Genomic DNA, 19,498 nt, shown 5'->3' on the forward strand with positions numbered 1-19,498 from the left:
CCTCGGCCCGCAGCGCATCGTCTGCCTCACCGAAGAGACCACCGAGTGGCTCTACCTGCTCGGGCAGGAGAGCCGCATCGTTGGTATCTCCGGCTACACGGTGCGCCCGCGCCGGGCGCGTGAAGAGAAGCCCAAGGTCAGCGCCTTCCTCAGCGCCAAGATCGACAAGATCCTGGCGTTGGAGCCGGACTGCGTGTTCGGTTTTTCCGACCTGCAGGCGGACATTGCGGCGCTGTTGATCCGCGCCGGTGTGCAGGTCACGGTGTTCAACCAGCGCAGCGTGGACGAGATCCATTCCATGTTGTTCCAGGTGGCGGCCATGGTGGGCTGTGCCGAGTCGGGGCTGGCCTGGATCGAAGCCAACCGGACGCAGCTCGACGGCATTCGCGAAGCGGTGAAGGCGCTGCAGGCGCAGGGCAAGCGACGCCCGCGTGTGTTCTTTGAAGAGTGGGACGAGCCGCACATCTCCTGCATCCGCTGGGTGTCGGAACTGCTGGGCATCGCCGGCGGCGACGATGTGTTTCCCGAGCTGGCCATGCAGTCCCTGGGCAAGCACCGCATCATTGCCGACGGTGCCGAAATCGTGCGCCGGGACCCCGACATCATCATCGGTTCGTGGTGCGGCAAGAAGTTCCGGCCCGAAAAGGTCGCGGCGCGCGCGGGCTGGCAGGACGTGGCGGCGGTGAAGACCGGTCAGCTGTTCGAGATCAAGTCGGCCGACATCCTGCAGCCCGGGCCAGCTGCGCTCACCGATGGCGTGGCGCAGATGCACCGCATCGTTTCTGAATGGATGCACGAGCATGGTTGACATCGCGCGCAGCGAATTCATTCTCGGCGGTCAGAAGAGCGGCAAGTCGCGCCGCGCCGAACTGATCGCCAGGCAATGGCTGGACGCCACGGTGGCGCACCGCGCGGTGCTGATCGCCACAGGCCAGGCCTGGGACGACGAGATGCGCGATCGCATCGCGCGCCACCAGCGAGACCGCGCGGTGCGTGTGCCCGGCATGGTCACGGTGGAAGAACCCTTGGCCCTGGCCGAGGTGCTGAAGCGGCACAGCGCGCCCCACACACTGGTGGTGGTGGATTGCCTCACGCTGTGGCTCACCAACCTGCTGATGCCCGCACAAGGCGAGCCGCAGGACGCCGAAGAGCCCACCAGAGAGCTGTGTCGAGCGATCGAACAAGCCCAGGGCCCGGTGGTGCTGGTGGGCAACGAAATCGGCCTGGGCGTGATTCCGATGGGGCGCGAGGTGCGCGCCTTTGTGGATGCACTGGGCGGTTTGAACCAGGCGGTGGCGGGGACCTGTGCACGTGTCACGTTGATGGCCGCCGGCCTGCCATTGAATCTCAAGGAACCTGGATGAAAGCCATCCACATCCCACGTTGGCTGAGCGCCGTTGCACTACTGTGGTGGGCGGGCTCGCTGCACGCCGCTGGCCTGCAGGTGACCGATGACCGTGGCGTGGTGGTGTCGTTGCCGCAGTCACCGCAGCGCATCGTTTCTCTGCTGCCTTCGCTCACCGAGACCGTGTGCGAACTCGGCCAGTGCCAACGGCTGGTGGGCGTGGACCGCTATTCCAACCAACCGGCCTCGGTGCGCGCCCTGCCCAAGGCGGGCGGTGGCATCGACCCCAACATTGAAGCCATCGTGGCGCTCAAGCCCGACGTCGTGCTGATGGCCACCTCGTCGCGCGGTGTGCAGCGGCTGGAGGCGTTGGGCCTGAAGGTGCTGGCCATGGAGCCCAAGAGCTCGGCCGATGCGCAGCGTGTCATGGGCAAGCTGGGCCAGTTGCTCGAAGTGCCGGATGCGCATCGCATCTGGCGTGCCATCGACGCAGGTGTGATGGCGGCGGCGCAGTCGCTGCCGCCCGGGGCGCGTTCGCTGCGCGTGTACTACGAGGTCAGCGCGGGAGGCTACGCCGCTGGCACGCAGTCGTTCATCGGCGAAATGATGACGCGCCTGGGCGTGCAGAACATCGTCACACCCGATCTCGGCCCGTTCCCGCGCATCAACCCCGAGTACGTGGTGCGCGCCAACCCGGACCTGATCATGATCGGTGCGCGCAATGTGCAGGGCATGGCGCAACGCCCCGGCTGGAGCGGCATGAAGGCCTTGCGCGAGCAGCGGGTGTGCATCTTCACCGAAGCCGAATCCGATGTGCTCGTGCGCCCGGGTCCGCGCATGGCCGAAGCCGCGCGGGTGATGGCGCGCTGCATCAGCGAAAAAGGGTTGCGGTGAGCGGAGCGCGCCACAGCCTCTGGCTCGCCAGCGCCTTGCTGCTGGCGGCGGCGGCCGTGCTGCTGCTGGGCGCCGGCGTGGGCAGCACCGGGTTTGAAAGCGTGCTGAACGCGCGCACCGACCCGGTGGCCTGGCAGATCCTGTGGGACATTCGTTTGCCGCGCACGCTGGGTGCCTGGGTGGCGGGTGGCCTGTTGGGTCTCGCCGGTGCGGTGGCGCAGGGCCTGTTCCGCAACCCGCTGGCCGATCCGTACTTGCTGGGCAGCGCCTCGGGCGCCGCACTCGGTGTGGCGTTGGCGCTGGCCTTGTTTGGCACCTCGCCATTCGCCACGCAATGGTTGGTGCGACTGGGTCTGACCGGTGCGGCCTTTGCGGGCGCGGTGATTGGCGTGGTGCTCACGCTCACGCTGGCGCGGGGCGTTCAGCACACGCTGCGCCTCTTGCTGGCCGGCGTGATCGTGGGGGTGGTGCTCGGTGCCGGGCGCGACCTGGTCGCAATAGCCTCGCCCGACACCTTGCAGGCCATGCAGGGCTTCATGCTGGGCAGCACGGGTTTTGTGGGTTGGGCCGCTTGCGGTGTCATGGCGGGGATGTTGCTGGTGGCCGTGGTGGTGGCCGCATCGCTGGGCCGTGTGCTCGACGGTCTTGCCTTGGGCGAGGCCACCGCGTTGAGCCTGGGCTTGCCGCTGGGCGCCGTGCGCGGTGTGCTCGTGGCGGTGCTCGCGCTGGCCACCGGTGCGGCCGTGGCGCAAACCGGGTTGATTGCCTTCGTTGGCCTGGCAGCACCGCACCTGGTGCGCTCCATCGTCAAAACCACGCACGCGCGGCTGCTGGTGCTCAGCGCGCTTATGGGCGGCCTGCTGCTGATGGCCGCCGACGTGCTGGCGCGCTGGATCATCGCGCCACAGGAACTGCCCGTGGGCGTGCTCACCGCCGTGCTGGGCGGCAGTTATCTGTTGTGGCTGATGCACCGGCGCCGCCGGCCGGGAGGGTTTCTGTGAGCGCCGCCCGGCCGCCCGAAGGCGCTCGTGCGGCAGTGCGCAGCACGGAGGCATTGCGAATGACCGCGGCCCTGCAGACCATCGGCGTGGGGGTGTCGCTGGGCGGCACGCCGGTGCTGCACAGCATCGACGTGGCCTTGCCCGCCGCACGCTGGACCAGCATCGTCGGCCCCAACGGCGCCGGCAAGTCGACCTTGCTCAAGGCCCTGGCCGGCCTGCTGCCGCACAGCGGCCAGGTACACCTGCTCGACCGCCCGCTGGCGCAATGGCGGGGTCGCGAACGCGCACGCTGCCTGGCCTGGCTGGGGCAGGGCGAGCAGGGCGCCGACGACCTCAGCGTGTGGGACGTGGCCATGCTCGGGCGCCTGCCGCACCAACCCTGGCTGGCCCCGCCGTCCGACGCCGACCGCGCCGCGGTGGAGCAGGCCCTGCGCGCCACCCAGGCCTGGGACTGGCGCGAACGGGCGCTGGGCGCGCTCTCGGGCGGCGAGCGCCAGCGCGTGCTGCTGGCCCGCCTGCTGGCGGTGGACGCCGATGTCTTGCTGATGGACGAACCCCTGGCCAACCTCGACCCGCCCCACCAGGCCGACTGGCTGTTGCTGGTGCGCGAGCTGGTGGTCCAGCGCAAGACGGTGGTGAGTGTGCTGCACGAGATCGGCATGGCACTGCACGCCGACCAGATGGTGGTGATGGCGCAAGGCCGGGTGGTGCACCAGGGCGCTTGTGCCGACCCAGCCACCCACCGTGCGGTCGAACAGGTGTTTGACCACCGTGTTGCGATCCATCCGCTGGGCGACCAGTGGGTCGCGCTGCCCCTTTGACTTTTTCGTTTGGAGACCGCTGATGCAGATCGAATCACCGCCCACCGAGAAGCGCTACGAGAAGCCCGAAGGCGAACGCCGCGGCCTCGTCATCGTCCATACCGGCGACGGCAAGGGCAAGAGCACGGCGGCCTTTGGGCTGGCCTTGCGGGCGTTCGGCCGCACCCATGTGCACGGCAAGCTGGTGAAGATCTTCCAGTTCATGAAAGTGCCCTCGGCGCGCTTTGGTGAACACCGCATCTTCGAGCAACTCGGATTGCCCATTGAAGGTCTCGGGGATGGCTTCAGCTGGAAGAGCCAGGACCTGGAGCATTCGGCCCAACTCGCCCGTGACGGATGGCTCAAAGCGCGCGCTGCCATTCTGGGAGGTGAGTACTTCATGATTACACTTGACGAGCTGACCTACCCCTTGATCTACGGTTGGCTCCCGCTCGACGACGTGTTGCAAACGTTGCGCGATCGCCCGCGCGACGTGCATGTCGTCATCACCGGGCGGCGCTGCCCGCCCGAGATCATCGAGCTGGCCGACACCGTGACCGAAATGACCCTGGTGAAGCATGCGTTCAAGGCGGGCATACCCGCCCAACGCGGCATCGAAGATTGACCCTGTTCCCGAAAGAAGAGAACCATGTCCACGACCACCCTGACCGAACAACCCGTGCGCCTCGTGCCACGTCCCGCCCCTGCCGCAGCCAACACCGAACGCTGGTCGGTCGACGATGTCGCTGCGCTGTTCGACCTGCCGTTTTCCGAGCTGATCCACCGCGCGCAAACCGTGCACCGCGAACACTTCGACCCGACCGAGGTGGAGCTGGCCACGCTGCTGTCGGTGAAGACCGGCGGCTGCCCCGAGGACTGCGGCTACTGCCCGCAGTCGGTGCACTTCGACACCGGCCTGGAAGCCGGCAAATTGATGGGTGTAGCCGCCGTGCGCGAAGCCGCACAGCGCGCCAAACAGGCCGGTGCCACGCGCTTCTGCATGGGCGCGGCCTGGCGCGCGCCCAAAGACCGCGACGTGGACGCCGTGGCCGAACTCGTGCGCGCCGTGAAAGAAGAAGGACTGGAGGCCTGCGCCACCCTGGGCATGCTCAATGAAGGCCATGCCGAAACCCTGCGCGACGCCGGCCTGGACTACTACAACCACAACCTGGACAGCGCGCCCGACTTTTACGGCGAAGTGATCACCACGCGCGACTACCAGGACCGCCTGGACACGCTGGAGCGCGTGCGCGGCGCGGGTGTCAAGGTCTGCTGCGGCGGCATCGTCGGCATGGGCGAGTCGCGCCGCCAGCGCGCCGCGCTTGTGGCCCAGCTGGCCAACCTCGCGCCCGACTACCCCGAGTCGGTGCCGATCAACAACCTGGTGAAGGTGCAGGGCACGCCGCTGGCCGACCAGCCCGACCTTGACCCACTGGAATTCGTGCGCACCATCGCGGTCGCGCGCATCACCATGCCGCGCGCCCGCGTGCGCCTCTCGGCCGGGCGCCAGCAGATGAGCGAAGCGGTGCAGGCCCTGTGTTTCCTGGGCGGCGCCAACTCCATTTTTTACGGCGAGAAACTGCTCACCACCGGCAACCCCGATGTGGCCGCCGACATGAACCTGCTGGCCAAGCTGGGCCTGCGCGCGCGCCGCGCCTGAGGCCTTCGCCATGTCGGTCAACGAAGCCTGGCGCCAGCGCAGCCTTGCGGCGGTCTGGCATCCGTGCACTCAAATGAAGTTGCACGCGCCCGACGGCGCGGCCTTGCCGCTGGTTCCCGTGGCGCGGGCCGAGGGCGTGTGGTTGCACGACCATGAGGGCCACCGCTATCTCGATGCGATCAGCTCCTGGTGGGTCAACCTGTTCGGGCACAACCACCCCGCCATCCGCGCTGCGCTGATCGATCAGCTGAACACGCTGGACCATGTGATGCTCGCCGGCTTCACCCACGCGCCGGTGGTGGAGCTGTCGGAGCGGCTGGCCGCACTCACGGGACTGGGCCACGCTTTCTACGGCAGCGACGGCGCCAGCGCGACCGAGATCGCCCTCAAGATGAGTGCGCACCACTGGCGCAACGCCGGGCGCGCGCGCAAGAACCGCTTCGTCGGCGTGGCCGGCGGTTACCACGGCGAGACCGTGGGCGCGCTGGCCGTGACCGACATCGCGCTGTTTCGCGAGGCTTACGCGCCGCTGGTGCGCCTGGGCGCCACCGTGCCCAGCCCCGATGCGCGTTCTGCAAAACCAGGCGAATCGGCTGCGGACGTGGCCGAGCGCGCCGCGTCGGCGCTGGCCGAGTGGCTTGCCGAACACCACGAGGACACGGCCGCCCTCATCGTCGAGCCCTTGGTGCAATGCGCCGCCGGCATGGCCATGCACGACCCCGCGTACCTGCGGCGTGTGCGCGCGTTGTGCGACCGTTACGAGGTGCACCTGGTGCTCGACGAGATCGCGGTGGGGTTCGGCCGCACCGGTACTTTGTTTGCACACCAGCAAGCCGGCATACGGCCCGACTTCCTGTGCCTTTCCAAAGGCCTGACCGGTGGCACGCTGCCGCTGTCGGTGGTGCTCACCACCGACGCGGTGTACGCCGCCTTCTTTGATGACCAGGTCGCGCGCGGTTTCCTGCACTCGCACAGCTACACCGGCAACCCGCTGGCCTGCCGCGCGGCGCTGGCCACGCTGGACCTGTTCGAACAGACCGATGTGTTGCACCACAACGTGGGCACCGGCGAGCGGCTGGCCGCGCAGTTTGCGCCTCTGTCCAGCCACCCGCGCGTGCGATTTGCGCGCCGCACCGGAATGATCTTCGCTTGGGACGTGATCAGCAGCCTGCCCGATTTCGCCCGCCGGTATGCGCGCCACGCGCTGGACCAGGGCCTGTTGCTGCGGCCCATCGGCCACACGCTGTATGCCATGCCGCCGTATGTGATTGACGAAGCTGAAGGCTCATTTTTGGCGCAGGGCGCTTTGGCCGCATTGCAGGCCACGCTGGCCGCAGAAGAACCCTCCAGCGCGCTGGCATTGGAAGGGGTGTGCGATGGTGTTTGACGGCTGCTTCGTCACCGGCACCGACACCGGTGTGGGCAAGACGCTGGTGAGTGCCGCCCTGCTGCACACGCTGGCGCGCCACCACCGGCGCGTGGTCGGCATGAAGCCGGTGGCGGCCGGGCTGATCGAACATCGCGGGCAGTGGGTCAGCGAAGACGTGCTCGCCCTGCGCGCGGCTTCCTCCGTGGCCGTGCCCGCCCAGCTGGACAACCCGGTGGCCTTGCTTGATGCGATGGCGCCGCACCTCGCGGCTGAGCGCGCGGGGCGAACGGTGGGCGTGGCCGGGCTGCTGGCCGCGCACGGCGAACTGCGCAAGCGGGCCGATGTGGTGGTGGTCGAGGGCGCCGGCGGCTGGCGCGTGCCGGTCAACGACCAGGAGACCCTGGCCGACCTGGCCCGCGCCATTGGGGCGCCTGTTGTGCTGGTGGTCGGGCTGCGCCTGGGCTGCCTGAACCACGCGCTGCTGAGCGCCGAGGCGGTCCGCGCCGACGGGCTGCAGCTGGCGGGCTGGGTGGCCAACGCCATTGACCCCGACATGGCTTGCCGCGACGAGAACATCGACACCCTGCGCCGCTGGTTGCCCGCGCCCCTGCTGGGCACCGTGCCCCACTGCGTCGGAACCCCGGATGCGCGCCAGATCGCGCTGAACCTGCCCGCTGCGTGGCAACCCAGGAGGCTGGATGAGCTGGTTGAATGAATTCGACGGCCGACTGGCCGCGCTGGATGCGCAGTCGCTGCGTCGCCGCCGCCGCGAGGTGGTGCCTGAGCAGGGCGCCCGCCTCAACGTCGATGGCGAGTCGCTGCTGGCTTTCTGCAGCAATGACTACCTGGGCCTGTCGCAGGCGCCCGCGCTGCGCGAGGCGGTGCACGCCGCTGTGGACCGCTACGGCGTGGGCGCGGGTGCGTCGCCCATGGTCAGTGGCCACAGCGCTGCCAATGCCGCGCTGGAGCGCGAACTGGCCGAGGCCGTGGGTCTGCCACGCGCGCTGTATTTCTACGCGGGCTACGCCACCAACGCGAGCACCGTGCCGGCGCTGGTGGGCGAGGGCGATGCCCTGTTTTCCGACGCACTGAACCACGCCTGCCTGATCGATGGCGCACGGTTGTCCAAAGCCGCTGTCCACCGCTACCGCCATGCCGACCTGCAGCAACTCGACGCGTTGCTCGCAGCCAGCCCGGCGCGCCGCAAGCTGGTGATCAGCGACGCCGTGTTCAGCATGGACGGCGACGTGGCCGACATCGCGGGCCTGCACGCCCTCTGCGAGCGGCACGACGCGCTGCTCCTGCTGGACGACGCGCACGGTTTTGGTGTGCTCGGGCCGCAAGGCCGTGGCGCACTGGCCGCCGCCGGCCTCGCCGGCGCAGGCGCCTCACCGCGCGTGCTCTACATGGCCACGCTGGGCAAGGCCCTTGGCGTGGCGGGGGCCTTCGTGGCCGGGCCCGAGCGTCTGGTGGAGTGGCTGCTGCAGAAGACCCGCAGCTACACCTACGCCACCGCTGCGCCAGCCCTGCTGGCCGAGGCGGTGCGCGCCAGCCTGCGCTGCGTGCTGGGGGCGGATGGTGAGCGCCGCCGTGCGCAGTTGCAGGCGCGCATTGCACAACTGCGTGCCGGCCTCGCGCCCGGGGCCGATGCGCGCATTGATGCGGCCGGCTGGACCCTGATGCCCTCCGATACCGCCATCCAGCCGCTGCTGATCGGCGACAACGAGACCGCGCTGGCCGTGATGGCCGCGTTGCGGGAACAGGGCCTGTGGGTGCCCGCGATCCGCCCGCCGACTGTGCCGGTGGGCACGGCGCGGCTGCGCATCGCGCTGTCGGCGGCACACGAACCTGCCGACGTGGACATGTTGCTGCGCGCGCTGCGCAAGGCGGCGGCCCGCGCGGCCATGGCCACCGCATGACGATGTTGCCCGCCGCCATGGTGCTGGCCCTGCTGATCGACCGCTGGTGGGGCGAGCCGCCGGTGCGCTGGCACCCGGTGGTGTGGATGGGGCAGGGCCTGGACGCCATGGGCCGGCGCATCGCGCCCGCCATGGGTCAAGCCGCGCCCACCAACGCCCGGATGTTTGTCGCGGGTGCCATGGCGTGGACCGCCGGGGCCGGGGTGGTGGTGCTGATCGCGTGGGCGGCAGCCTGGGCCGTGGGGCACATGCCGCTGTGGCTGCAGGCCCTGGCCCTGGGCTTGCTGCTCAAGCCACTGCTGGCCTGGCGCATGCTGCGCGACGAGGTGCGGGCGGTGGAGGCGGCGCTGGGCGAATCGCTGGCGACCGGGCGCGAGCGCCTTTCGTGGCTGGTGAGCCGCGACGTGAGCGCGCTCGACGCCGCTCAGGTGCGCGAGAGCGCCATCGAGTCGCTGGCCGAAAACCTCAACGATTCGGTGGTGGCACCACTGTTCTGGTTCGCCATCGCCGGCCTGCCGGGCGCCGCGCTCTACCGGTTCGCCAACACGGCCGACGCCATGTGGGGCTACCGCGGTGAACGCAACGGCCGCGACTGGACCTGGGCCGGCAAATGGGCCGCGCGGGCCGACGACGTGTTGTCGTGGCTGCCGGCCCGCATCACGGGCGCCTTGCTGGGCGTGCTGGGTGCTGCGCGTGGCCTGCAGACACTGCCGGCCCAGGCTGGTCGCACCCCCTCGCCCAACAGCGGCTGGCCCATGGCGGCCATGGCGCTGGCGCTCGACGTGCGGCTGGGCAAGCCCGGCGTCTACGAATTGCACGGTGCGGGCCGCAGCCCGCAGGCGGCCGACACCGTGCAGGCGTTGCGGCTCGCCGGCCGCGTCGTGGCCCTGCTCGGTACCGCCGCGCTGCTGTGGGCCGCGCTGGCCTGGAGGTTCACAGCATGATCACCGCACAACACGGCGGGCCCGACGCGCTGGGCGTGCCCCGCTGGGACTTCTCCACCAACGCCAACGCCTGCGGCCCCTGCCCGGGCGCGCTGGCCGCCGTGCAGCAAGCGGATGCGCGCCATTACCCCGACCCCGCGTACACGGCCCTGCGCGAAGTGCTGGCGGCCTTCCACGCGGTGGACGCGGTGCGCATCGTGCTGGCTGGCAGCGCGAGCGAATTCATCGGCCGCTTCACCGCCTGGGTGGCGCGCGAGGGTGGCCAGCGCGTCTGGCTGCCGATGCTGGCCTATGGCGACTGCGGCCGCGCCGCACAGGCCTGGCATTTCGAGCAAGTGCTCGACCCGGCGCATGCCCACCTCGCCTGGCTGTGCGAACCGTCGAGCCCGCTCGGTCAGGCCGAGGCGATGGCGCAGCGCGTCGCTGCTTCGGGCGCGCGAGTGGTGCTCGACCGTGCTTACGAACCGCTGCGCCTGAGTGGCCGCTGCAGTCTTGAACCCGCGGCGCTGCAACAGGTGTGGCAGCTCTGGACACCCAACAAGGCGATGGGCCTGACAGGGGTGCGCGGTGCCTACGCCATCGCCCCCGAGCGCGCCGTGGCCGAGGTGCGCGCGCTGAATCAGCTGGCGCCCTCGTGGCCGCTGGGCGCCCACGCGGTGGCGCTGCTTGATGCCTGGGTGTCGCCGACCGCGCAGGACTGGCTGGCGCAGAGCCTGGAGACGCTGCGCGACTGGAAGCGTGAGCAGCTGGACTTGCTCAGCAATCTTGGCTGGACCGTGTTGCCGAGCGACGCCAATTACCTGTGCGCCGCACCGCCGAGCCCGCTGGATGTCCATGCCCTGCGAACTGCCGGCATCAAGCTGCGCGACACCACATCCTTCGGGCTGCCGGGGCACTGGCGCCTGGGCGTGTTGCCGCCCGAGGCGCAGGCGGCGCTGCACATGGCCTTGCGTGAACAGGAGCGTGTGGCATGACCGCGCGCTGCGTAATGGTGCTGGGCACGACCAGCGGCGCGGGCAAGAGCTGGCTGACCACCGCGCTGTGCCGACACTACGCGCGGCAAGGCTTGAAAGTGGCTCCGTTCAAGGCTCAAAACATGAGCAACAACGCCAGAGTCGTCGCCCCCACGCTCCACCGCTCTCGCGGGTCGCTGCCCCCCGAGGGGGCTGATTTTCCTTGGGGCGGCCCGGCGGAAAATCGGTCGCTCGGCGGCGAGATCGGCTCGGCCCAATACTTTCAGTCGCTGGCCGCGCAAGCCGAGCCCGAAGTCCGCATGAACCCGCTGCTGCTCAAGCCCGAGGCCGACACGCGCAGCCAGGTGGTGCTGATGGGGCAGGTGAACGAGGCGCTGTCCAACATGCCGTGGCGCGGGCGCAGCCTGCACGTGTGGCCGCAGATCGCTGCGGCGCTGGACGAGTTGATGGCGGAGAACGACGTGGTGGTGATCGAAGGCGCGGGCTCGCCGGCCGAGATCAACCTGCATGCCAGCGACATCGTGAACATGCGCGTGGCGCTGCACGCGAACGCACGCTGCCTGCTCGTGAGCGACATCGACCGCGGCGGTGCCTTCGCCCACCTCTACGGCACCTGGGCGCTGCTGCCGGCCGAGGAGCGCGTGCTCATCCACGGCTTCGTGCTGAACAAGTTCCGCGGCGACGCCAGCCTGCTCGCGCCCGCGCCGCAGATGCTGCAAGACCTCACCGGCGTGCCCACGGTGGCCACGCTGCCGATGTGGTGGCAGCACGGCTTGCCCGAAGAGGATGGTGTCTTCGACGACAGGACGCGCGCCTCCGGCGCCGTGAGCAAGACGGTGGCGGTCATCGCCTACCCCCGCATCAGCAACCTCGACGAATTCCAGCCGCTCAAGAACGTGCCCGGCGTGCGCCTGGTCTGGGCGCGCGCGCCGGCCGACTGCGCGGGGGCCGACTGGATCGTGCTGCCCGGCAGCAAGGCCACCGCCACCGACCTTGCCTGGTTGCGCACGCAGGGCCTGGACCGCGCGGTCGCCGCGCACGCCGCGCAGGGCGGGGCGGTGCTGGGCGTGTGCGGCGGGTTACAGATGCTGGGCGAGGCGCTGATCGACACGCACGGCATCGACGGGAATGCCCCAGGCCTCGGCCTGCTGCCGCTGGTGACGCAGTTCGATCTGCAGAAGACCGTGCGCCACACGCACACCACGTTTGGCGAGCTGCACGGCGCGTGGTCTGCGCTCTCGGGCGTGGGCGCCGCCGGCTACGAAATCCACCACGGCCAGACCGCGCAGCACCCGGCCATGGCGGCGGGTGGCAATAACGCACGCGAGGTGTTGCCCGGTGGCCTGGGCTGGCAGAACGCGGCCGGCAACGTGCTCGGCGTCTATCTGCACGGCCTGTTCGAAGACCCGCGCGTGCTGCACGCACTCTTTGGCGCCAACGTGCCCACGCTGGAGACCGTGTTCAACGGCCTGGCCGATTTCATCGAAACCCACTTTGAGCCCGGCGTGCTCGACCAACTCATCGCACCATGAACACAAACATCCCCGACATTGCCCAGCCCGAACTCGCCCAGGCCCTGCAGCGCGCGCTGGACAACAAGACCAAACCTCTGGGTTCGCTCGGCAGGCTCGAAGCGCTGGCGCAGCGCATCGGCCTGATCCTTGGCACGGCAGCGCCCGAGCTGCGGACGCCGCAGATGCTGGTGTGCGCCGCCGACCACGGCCTGGCCGCGCGCGGCGTCTCGGCCTACCCGAGCGACGTGACCTGGCAAATGGTGGAGAACTTCCTGGCTGGCGGCGCGGCGGTGAGCGTGCTCGCGCGCCAGCACGGCATCGGTCTCACGGTGGTGGACTGCGGCGTGAAGCACGACTTCGCCGAGCGGACTGGTTTGTTGATCCGCAAGATCGAGCACGGCACGGCCGACGCGTTGGAAGGCCCTGCGATGAGCGCGGCGCAATGTGCCCAGGCCATCGCCAATGGGCGTGAGGTTCTGCGGGGCCTGCCGGGCAACGCCTTGCTGCTCGGCGAAATGGGCATTGGCAACACCTCGGCCGCGTCGATGCTGCTGGCGCGCCTTGCCGGGCTGGACGTGTCCGAAGTCACTGGCGCCGGCACCGGTCTGGATGCTGCGGCCGTGCAGCGCAAGATCGGCATCCTGCGTGAAGTGCTGTCCCGCCACGCCGGGGCGACGGCACCGCTGGACGCACTGGCGGCCTTCGGCGGCTTCGAGATCGCCACGCTGGTGGGCGCGGTGCTGCAGGCCGCTGAGGAACGTCGTGTGGTCGTGGTCGACGGCTTCATCGCCACCTCTGCCGTGCTGGTGGCCAGCCACCTGGCACCGCACGTGCTGCAGCGCTGCGTGTTCGCGCACCGCTCCGGTGAACGCGGCCACGCCCTCATGCTCGCGCACCTCAAGGCCGAGCCGCTGCTGGATCTGGGCCTGCGCCTGGGCGAGGGTTCTGGCGCGGCGCTGGCCTGGCCGTTGCTGGTGAGCGCGTGCGCGCTGCTGTGCGAGATGGCGAGTTTCGAGGCGGCAGGGGTATCGCGCAGCGATGAGGTCACTCCCGCCCGCGCATGAACCAGTTCTTTCGCCATTTCCTGCTGGCCCTGCAGTTCTTCACCCGCATCCCGGTGACGGGGCGGCTGGCCGAGTGGGTGGGTTTCAGTCCGGCCATGTTGCGCGCGAGTGCCGCGCATTTCCCGGGCGTGGGCTGGATCGTGGGTGGGCTCACAGCGGCGGTGTTGTGGGGCCTGCTGCTGGTCCTGCCGGCGGTGCCTGCTGCGCCCTGGGTGGCGGCGATTGCCAGCACCGTGTTTGGCGTGTTGCTCACCGGCGCCTTTCACGAAGACGGGCTGGCCGATCTGGCCGACGGGCTGGGCGGCAGCATGGACCGCAGCCGTGCGCTGGAGATCATGAAGGACTCGCGCATCGGCAGCTATGGCGCGATTGCGCTGGTGCTCGCGGTGCTCTCCAAGGTGGCACTGCTGGCCTTGCTGGCGCAGGTGGATGCGTGGCTGGCGGTGGTGGCGCTGTTCGCCGCGCACGTCACGTCGCGCACGGCCCCGTTGTTCGTGATCCGCACGCTGGCGCATGTGGGGGACACCCCGCAATCGAAGAGCAAACCCCTGGCCGAGAGCATCGGCAACGGCGGTCTGGTCGCGGGCCTGCTGTGGTGGGCACTGGCCATGGCGCTGGTGGTCTGGCTGCTGCCGGCCGCACCGTGGGCGCTGGCTGTGCTCGGTGCCGCGATCGGCCTGGCCTGGATGTGGCGCCTGCTGCAGCGCCGCCTCCAAGGGTTCACCGGCGACGGCCTGGGGGCCACGCAGCAGGTGTGTGAGGTGCTGTTTTACCTGGGCCTGGCCCTCGCGATCTCATGAAACTCTGGCTGCTGCGCCACGCGCGCGTGTTGTTGCCCGAGGGTCTGTGCTACGGCGCGAGCGACGTGCCGGCCGATGCCGCACTCACACGCGAGGCCGCGCAGGCTTTTGCGCCGCTGCCGCCGCCACGCACGCCGGTCTGGGTGTCGGGCCTGCTGCGCGCGCAGCAGATGGTGAGCGCATTGCAGACCGTGCGGCCCGACCTGGGCGCCGCACGCATGGACACCCGCCTGAACGAAATGGACTTCGGCGCGTGGGAACTGCAGCGCTGGGACAGCATGCCGCGCAGCGCGTTCGATGCGTGGATGGCCGATTTTGCGCACCACCGGTTTGGCGGTGCCGAGAGCGCGCAGATGCTGCTGTACCGCGTGGCTGCAGCGCTCGCTGACTTGCGGCCTGCAAAGACGACCGACGTGGTGTGGGTCACGCACGCCGGCGTGATCCGCGCCGTGCAGCACATCGTGGCCAGTGGCGGCGTGTCCATTGGCGATGTGGCCCAATGGCCCAAGGACGCGCCCGAGCCGGGTGGCTGGACCGCGCTGTCGCTCTGAAACACCTCCCCCGCCACACCATGACCCCAAGCTCCATGTCCACACGCCGCCAGATCATGGCCATGGCAATGCTGGTGCTCGCGCTCATCGGCGGCCTGGTGCGCTGGTTCGCCCCGCAGCCTTCGCTGGCGCGCGATGTGGGCTCCTTGCTGATGGTGCTGTGGCTGCCCATCGTCGGCAACATCATCGGCTGGCTGATGCAGCGCGTGCGGGCGCCCAAACACCAATTGCAGGGCTTCGCGGCCGGCACCGTGTTCGAGCCCCATGCCCGCATCGAACTCACCTTGCTGGCGGCCGACACGCCCCGGCTCAGCCGCCCGATCCGCGCCGGCTTCTTTGACGGTGCCCTGGTGGTGGGCTCCGAGGGATTCACCACCCGCCTCGCGGTGCCGTCCGACGCCGAGCCGGTGCCCGAAGTGCCGTGCACACTGGCGGTCCAGTTCTTGCGCCCCGAGCTGGCGTTGGCCCAACTCACCCAAGGCACCAAGTTCGCCTTGCTGGCAGGCCGCACCGTGCTCGGGACCGGCTTTGTGTTGCCTCTGGAGCGGTGAGCCGGCCAGGACCCTTTCATCAGGTCTGGGTCTTGTCCCTGAAATCGCAATACGCAGCCACGGCGCACTTGGGGCACAGCGGCTTGCGCGCCTGGCACACATAGCGCCCGAGCAGGATCAACCAGTGGTGCGAGTCCACCGCATAGGCTGCTGGCACGCGCTTCATCAACTGCGTCTCCACCTGCAGCGGGTTCTTGCCCGGCGCCAGGCCGGTGCGGTTGCTCACGCGAAAAATGTGCGTGTCCACCGCCATGGTGGGCTGGCCAAAGGCCACGTTGAGCACCACGTTGGCGGTCTTTCGGCCCACGCCGGGCAGGGCTTCGAGCGCTTCGCGCGTGCGCGGCACCTCGCCGCCGTGTTGCTCCACCAGCAGGCGGCAGGCTTCCATCAAGTGCTTCGCCTTGCTGCGGTACAGACCGATGGTCTTGATGTAGCCCTCGAGTCCTTCGAGGCCGAGGTCCAGGATCTTCTGCGGCGTGTTCGCCACCGGGAACAGCTTGCGCGTGGCCTTGTTCACGCCCACGTCGGTGGCCTGGGCCGACAGCAGCACGGCGGCCAGCAGTTCAAACACGCTGGTGTATTCCAGCTCGGTCTGCGGGTGGGGGTTGGCGGTCTGCAGGGTGGCGAAGAAGGCTTCGATCTGGGCGGATTTCATGGCCGCGAGTGTAGGGGGCGCAGGTGCTTCAGCGCGTGCGCATGCGCCGCACCCACAGGCGCGTGCGGCCTTCTTCGCCCTGCGTCCAGACGGCCAGGGCCTGACCGTCCGCATCCACACCCAGGGTCGACTCCACCACGGTGCCGGTTTCGCTGTGGTCCAGCCGCTGGGGCAGGCCGGGTGTGCCTCCGGCGGGCCACACGGTGGCCCACAGGCTGCGCGCGTTGCCCGCCTGCAGCGTCCACATGCCCATGGCGGTCCCGTTGTCGGCAGCGCCAATGCGCGCCTGGCGCTGTGCGCCCTGCTGGCCACGCTGAAGAGGTTGGGGTGTGCCCGGCCGGCCGTCCAGCAAATGGGTGGCCCACACCTCGATGCGGTCGGCGCGGGTCTGCATCCAGGCGGTCACGGCGTGTTGCGCGCCCCATGCCGCCACTGCGGGCTCGTGGGCCAGTGCAATGTCCGTGTCCGTGACGCTCAGCGGTTCTCCCCAGCCCACCTCGGGGTGGAATCGGTTCAGGCCGACCGTGCCGGCCGGGCTGGTGTTGCGTTGCCACACCAGCGCGGTGCTGCCGTCGCCCAGGAGGGCCAGCGCCGGCAAGGCGCCCGGGTCTTTGGACATCTGCACCGGCTGGGCCCTTGCGCCGGTGGTGTCCCCCTGCTGGGCCCACACCTCCAGGGTATGGGCCGGGCCGTGCTGGTGCCATGTGCTCATCCAGCGACCCTGGGCGTCCAGGCTGACCTGCGGCAGTGCCGCACCGTGTGGGGACTGGTCCAGACGCACCGCAGCGCTCCACCCCCGGTCCGGGGAGAAGTGCCGCCCGAAGACGCGGTATGTCCCGGCCCCGAACTGCATCCAGACCACCGCCAGTTCCCCCGCATCGTTGATGGCTGCGCGTGGCCGCGCCAGCAGAGGCCCGGCAGCGCCCGAGACCGGTTGCCCCTGCCCCCAACCATCGTTGGCGTGGAAGGTGCGCGCCCAGACCTGGGCGTGCCGGCCGTCGCCCTGTGTCCAGACCGCGACGGCGTGCCCCAGGTTGTTGATGGCCACGTCCGGGAAATTGGGCGAGTTGCTGCCTTCGCCGAGCGTGGCAATGGTGCCGTGCGCACCATCGATGGCCACAGCACGCGCATGGATGCGGCCTTGCCCGGAACCCGTGCGCTGTTCCCACACCACCATGCCACGGCCCTGGCGGTTGAGGGCCAGCCGCGCACCGCGGGCGTCGCCCTCAAAACTGAACTCCACCCGTTCGGCTGCCTGCCAGCCGGTGGGCGCAACGTCTGTGCAGCCCCCCAGGGTGAGCAGCATGAGGAGGAACACCAGGGCGTGGGTCGGGAAGGACATGTGGGATCTCTGTGTCGAAACCCGTGACTCTCGACCGCGCGTGCCCTTTCGGCCATCGCGTCTGAAGCCCATGGCGCGGTGGTCGTCCACGCCGATTGGCTAACATCGCGCTTTTGCCTTGGCAGTGCCCAACATGAACATTCCCTTTGCCGACCGCCTCAACAACGTCGAGACCTCCGCGATCCGCGAACTCTTCAAGCTGCTGGGCCGGCCCGGCATCATCAGTTTTGCCGGCGGCTTCCCCGACAGCGCGCTGTTCGACGTGGACGGTATCCGTGAAGCGGTGAACACCGCACTGTCTGAGGAGCCCGGCGCTGCTTTGCAATATGGCGCGACCGAGGGCCACCAGCCGCTGCGCGAGCAGATCGCCGGCTTCATGGCCAGCAAGGGTGTGAGCGGCGTGGCGGCGAACGACCTGATCGTCACCACCGGCAGCCAGCAGGGGCTGGACCTGCTGGGCAAAACCCTCATTTCCCCCGGCGACAAGGTGATCGTCGAAGGCCCCACGTTCCTGGCCACGATCCAGTGTTTCCGGCTCTACGGTGCCGAACTGATCACGGTGCCGGTGGACGGCGAGGGCACGCAGACCGACAAGCTGGAGCAGCTCATTGCCGAGCACAAGCCGAAGTTTGTGTACCTCATCCCCACCTTCGGCAACCCCAGCGGCGCGCTCATGAGCCTTGAGCGGCGCAAGGCGGTGCTGGAGATGGCGGTGAAGCACGACACGCTGATCGTGGAAGACGACCCGTACGGTGACCTGTACTTTGGCGAAGCACCACCGCCCAGCCTGCTGGCCCTGAGCGCCGGTGTGCCGGGCAGCCGCGAGCGGCTGGTGCATTGCGGCAGCCTGAGCAAGGTGCTGAGCCCCGGCCTGCGCGTGGGCTGGATGGTGGGGCCGGCCGAGCTGCTGGCCAAGGCCACCATGTGCAAACAGTTCAGCGACGCGCACACCAGCACCTTTGCGCAGGCCACGGCCGCGCAATACCTCAAGGCCGGGCGCATGCCCGCCACGCTGGCCAAGGTGCGGCAGGTGTACGCCGAGCGCGCCACCACCATGGGCCATGCGCTCAGGCGCGAGCTGGGTGACGCCATCGAGTTCGTGCAGCCGCAAGGCGGCCTGTTCATCTGGGCGCGGCTCACCGGCGCGGGCGGCAAGGTGGCCGATGGCGCCGAGCTGGCCAAACGCGCGATCGACAAGGGCGTGGCCTTCGTGCCGGGCGCGCCGTTCTACGCCCGCAACCCCGACCCGGCGACCCTGCGCCTGAGCTTTGCCACCGTGGGGCTGGAGAAGATCGAAGAGGGTGTGGGCCGGCTGGCCCAGGCCCTCTGATTCAGCGTCTGTCGTTCAGTCGCTCGACTGGAACTGCGCCGCGTTCTTGCCCTTGAACGGCGCATAGAACGCCTTGATCGCGGCCATGTCGGCCTCCACATCGCCGGTGGGTTCGAACAGCGGACCCAGGCCGCTGATCTTGCGCTCGTAGTCCATGTAGGCCATGACGATGGGCACCTGCGCTTCGCGGGCGATGTAGTAGAAGCCGGTCTTCCAGTAGCGCGTCTTGCTGCGCGTGCCCTCGGGCGGCACGATGAGCTGCAGCGGGCCGTCGGCCTCGCGGATCGCCTTGGCCGAAGCTGCTACCAGGTTGGTGGACTGCTCCCGGTTCACCGGGATGCCGCCGAGCCAGCGCATCACCCCGCCAAACGGCGCGCGAAAGATGCCCTGTTTGCCCATCCACCGGATGTTGAGCCGCAGCGCAAAGGCCACCATCAAGGTGTAGGGCAGGTCCCAGTTGCTGGTGTGCGGCGCTGCGATCAGCACGCTGCGCGAGGCGTGGGCTGGCAGGGACCCTTCCACGCGCCAGCCGGTGACTTTGAGGAAACCGATCGAGAAGGCGCGCAACAGCGTGTTGACGACGGGTGTGGTGAAGATCGTGCGGTGCATGGCAGGGAGTATCGGCGACGGGCGCAGGGTCAGCGGTACGATGCGCCTCCATGAAACCCGAAGATCTGGAACGCCTGCTCACCGTGGAAATGCCGTTCGGCAAACACAAGGGCCGCGTGATCGCAGACCTGCCGGGCAACTACCTCAACTGGTTTGCGCGCGAGGGGTTTCCCAAG

At 69.4% G+C, this 19,498-nt stretch carries 22 protein-coding genes; 19 read left to right on the plus strand and 3 right to left on the minus strand.

Annotated features, from left to right (window positions below):
* The 17 genes from Q0C59_RS11115 to Q0C59_RS11195 all read left to right on the plus strand — a co-directional run.
* Positions 1–808: ABC transporter substrate-binding protein (locus Q0C59_RS11115; RefSeq protein WP_291215267.1), on the plus strand; the 808-nt coding region annotated here is incomplete at its 5' end.
* Positions 801–1,364: a bifunctional adenosylcobinamide kinase/adenosylcobinamide-phosphate guanylyltransferase gene (locus tag Q0C59_RS11120; RefSeq protein ID WP_291215270.1), complete on the plus strand. Its 564-nt coding sequence runs from the start codon at positions 801–803 to the stop codon at positions 1,362–1,364. The genes Q0C59_RS11115 and Q0C59_RS11120, both read left to right, overlap by 8 nt.
* Positions 1,361–2,239: an ABC transporter substrate-binding protein gene (locus tag Q0C59_RS11125; RefSeq protein WP_291215272.1), complete on the plus strand. Its 879-nt coding sequence runs from the start codon at positions 1,361–1,363 to the stop codon at positions 2,237–2,239. The genes Q0C59_RS11120 and Q0C59_RS11125 overlap by 4 nt, the downstream gene beginning before the upstream one ends.
* The gene (locus Q0C59_RS11130) at positions 2,236–3,240 is read left to right on the plus strand and encodes an iron ABC transporter permease (protein WP_291215274.1); all 1,005 of its coding nucleotides are present in this window, start codon (positions 2,236–2,238) and stop codon (positions 3,238–3,240) included. Before Q0C59_RS11125 ends, Q0C59_RS11130 begins: the two co-directional genes overlap by 4 nt.
* A gap of 59 nt (positions 3,241–3,299) precedes the next feature.
* Positions 3,300–4,061 carry an ABC transporter ATP-binding protein gene (locus Q0C59_RS11135; protein WP_291215276.1) on the plus strand — a complete coding sequence of 254 codons (762 nt, stop codon included), beginning with the start codon at positions 3,300–3,302 and terminating at the stop codon, positions 4,059–4,061.
* A gap of 22 nt (positions 4,062–4,083) precedes the next feature.
* Complete coding sequence (cobO, locus tag Q0C59_RS11140; protein ID WP_291215278.1) at positions 4,084–4,665, plus strand: cob(I)yrinic acid a,c-diamide adenosyltransferase; 582 nt, start codon at positions 4,084–4,086, stop codon at positions 4,663–4,665.
* A 39-nt stretch (positions 4,666–4,704) separates the two neighbouring features.
* Positions 4,705–5,700, plus strand: coding sequence for a biotin synthase BioB (bioB, locus tag Q0C59_RS11145; RefSeq protein ID WP_370654290.1), 996 nt, complete (start codon positions 4,705–4,707; stop codon positions 5,698–5,700).
* 10 nt (positions 5,701–5,710) lie between these two features.
* Entirely contained in the window at positions 5,711–7,087 is a 1,377-nt protein-coding gene (gene bioA / locus Q0C59_RS11150) for an adenosylmethionine--8-amino-7-oxononanoate transaminase (protein ID WP_291215284.1), read from the plus strand.
* Positions 7,077–7,784: a dethiobiotin synthase gene (gene bioD, locus Q0C59_RS11155; protein ID WP_291215287.1), complete on the plus strand. Its 708-nt coding sequence runs from the start codon at positions 7,077–7,079 to the stop codon at positions 7,782–7,784. The genes bioA and bioD overlap by 11 nt, the downstream gene beginning before the upstream one ends.
* Positions 7,768–8,988, plus strand: coding sequence for an 8-amino-7-oxononanoate synthase (gene bioF / locus Q0C59_RS11160; protein ID WP_291215290.1), 1,221 nt, complete (start codon positions 7,768–7,770; stop codon positions 8,986–8,988). The genes bioD and bioF overlap by 17 nt, the downstream gene beginning before the upstream one ends.
* A gap of 2 nt (positions 8,989–8,990) precedes the next feature.
* On the plus strand, positions 8,991–9,932 hold the full coding sequence (gene cbiB / locus Q0C59_RS11165) for an adenosylcobinamide-phosphate synthase CbiB (protein ID WP_291215319.1): 942 nt from the start codon (positions 8,991–8,993) through the stop codon (positions 9,930–9,932).
* On the plus strand, positions 9,929–10,906 hold the full coding sequence (locus tag Q0C59_RS11170; protein ID WP_291215293.1) for an aminotransferase class I/II-fold pyridoxal phosphate-dependent enzyme: 978 nt from the start codon (positions 9,929–9,931) through the stop codon (positions 10,904–10,906). The genes cbiB and Q0C59_RS11170 overlap by 4 nt, the downstream gene beginning before the upstream one ends.
* Positions 10,903–12,438 carry a cobyric acid synthase gene (locus Q0C59_RS11175; protein WP_291215296.1) on the plus strand — a complete coding sequence of 512 codons (1,536 nt, stop codon included), beginning with the start codon at positions 10,903–10,905 and terminating at the stop codon, positions 12,436–12,438. Before Q0C59_RS11170 ends, Q0C59_RS11175 begins: the two co-directional genes overlap by 4 nt.
* Entirely contained in the window at positions 12,435–13,484 is a 1,050-nt protein-coding gene (gene cobT / locus Q0C59_RS11180; protein ID WP_291215299.1) for a nicotinate-nucleotide--dimethylbenzimidazole phosphoribosyltransferase, read from the plus strand. Before Q0C59_RS11175 ends, cobT begins: the two co-directional genes overlap by 4 nt.
* A complete protein-coding gene (locus tag Q0C59_RS11185) occupies positions 13,481–14,284 on the plus strand; it encodes an adenosylcobinamide-GDP ribazoletransferase (protein ID WP_291215301.1) in 804 nt (267 codons plus the stop codon). The genes cobT and Q0C59_RS11185 overlap by 4 nt, the downstream gene beginning before the upstream one ends.
* Positions 14,281–14,835 (plus strand): histidine phosphatase family protein, encoded by a 555-nt coding sequence (locus Q0C59_RS11190; protein ID WP_291215304.1) that lies wholly within the window; start codon positions 14,281–14,283, stop codon positions 14,833–14,835. The genes Q0C59_RS11185 and Q0C59_RS11190 overlap by 4 nt, the downstream gene beginning before the upstream one ends.
* 20 nt (positions 14,836–14,855) lie before the next feature.
* Positions 14,856–15,386 carry a hypothetical protein gene (locus tag Q0C59_RS11195; protein ID WP_291215308.1) on the plus strand — a complete coding sequence of 177 codons (531 nt, stop codon included), beginning with the start codon at positions 14,856–14,858 and terminating at the stop codon, positions 15,384–15,386.
* A 19-nt stretch (positions 15,387–15,405) separates the two neighbouring features.
* On the opposite strand, the gene nth is transcribed toward Q0C59_RS11195, so the two are convergent.
* Together nth and Q0C59_RS11205 are read right to left on the minus strand one after the other, a co-directional pair.
* A complete protein-coding gene (gene nth / locus Q0C59_RS11200) occupies positions 15,406–16,041 on the minus strand; it encodes an endonuclease III (RefSeq protein ID WP_291215311.1) in 636 nt (211 codons plus the stop codon).
* 28 nt (positions 16,042–16,069) lie between these two features.
* Complete coding sequence (locus Q0C59_RS11205) at positions 16,070–17,383, minus strand: hypothetical protein (protein WP_291215313.1); 1,314 nt, start codon at positions 17,381–17,383, stop codon at positions 16,070–16,072.
* 139 nt (positions 17,384–17,522) lie between these two features.
* Between Q0C59_RS11205 and Q0C59_RS11210 the strand changes: the two genes are divergently transcribed.
* Positions 17,523–18,713: a PLP-dependent aminotransferase family protein gene (locus Q0C59_RS11210; RefSeq protein ID WP_291215322.1), complete on the plus strand. Its 1,191-nt coding sequence runs from the start codon at positions 17,523–17,525 to the stop codon at positions 18,711–18,713.
* 15 nt (positions 18,714–18,728) lie between these two features.
* Here the strand turns inward: Q0C59_RS11210 and Q0C59_RS11215 are convergent, their stop codons facing one another.
* Positions 18,729–19,322, minus strand: coding sequence for a lysophospholipid acyltransferase family protein (locus tag Q0C59_RS11215; RefSeq protein WP_291215317.1), 594 nt, complete (start codon positions 19,320–19,322; stop codon positions 18,729–18,731).
* Between the two features lie 50 nt (positions 19,323–19,372).
* Between Q0C59_RS11215 and Q0C59_RS11220 the strand changes: the two genes are divergently transcribed.
* The coding region (locus Q0C59_RS11220) for a putative quorum-sensing-regulated virulence factor (RefSeq protein ID WP_291215325.1) at positions 19,373–19,498 on the plus strand (126 nt) is incomplete at its 3' end.

The sequence above is a fragment of the Hydrogenophaga sp. genome, from assembly GCF_022844385.1.
GTDB lineage: Bacteria > Pseudomonadota > Gammaproteobacteria > Burkholderiales > Burkholderiaceae_C > Hydrogenophaga.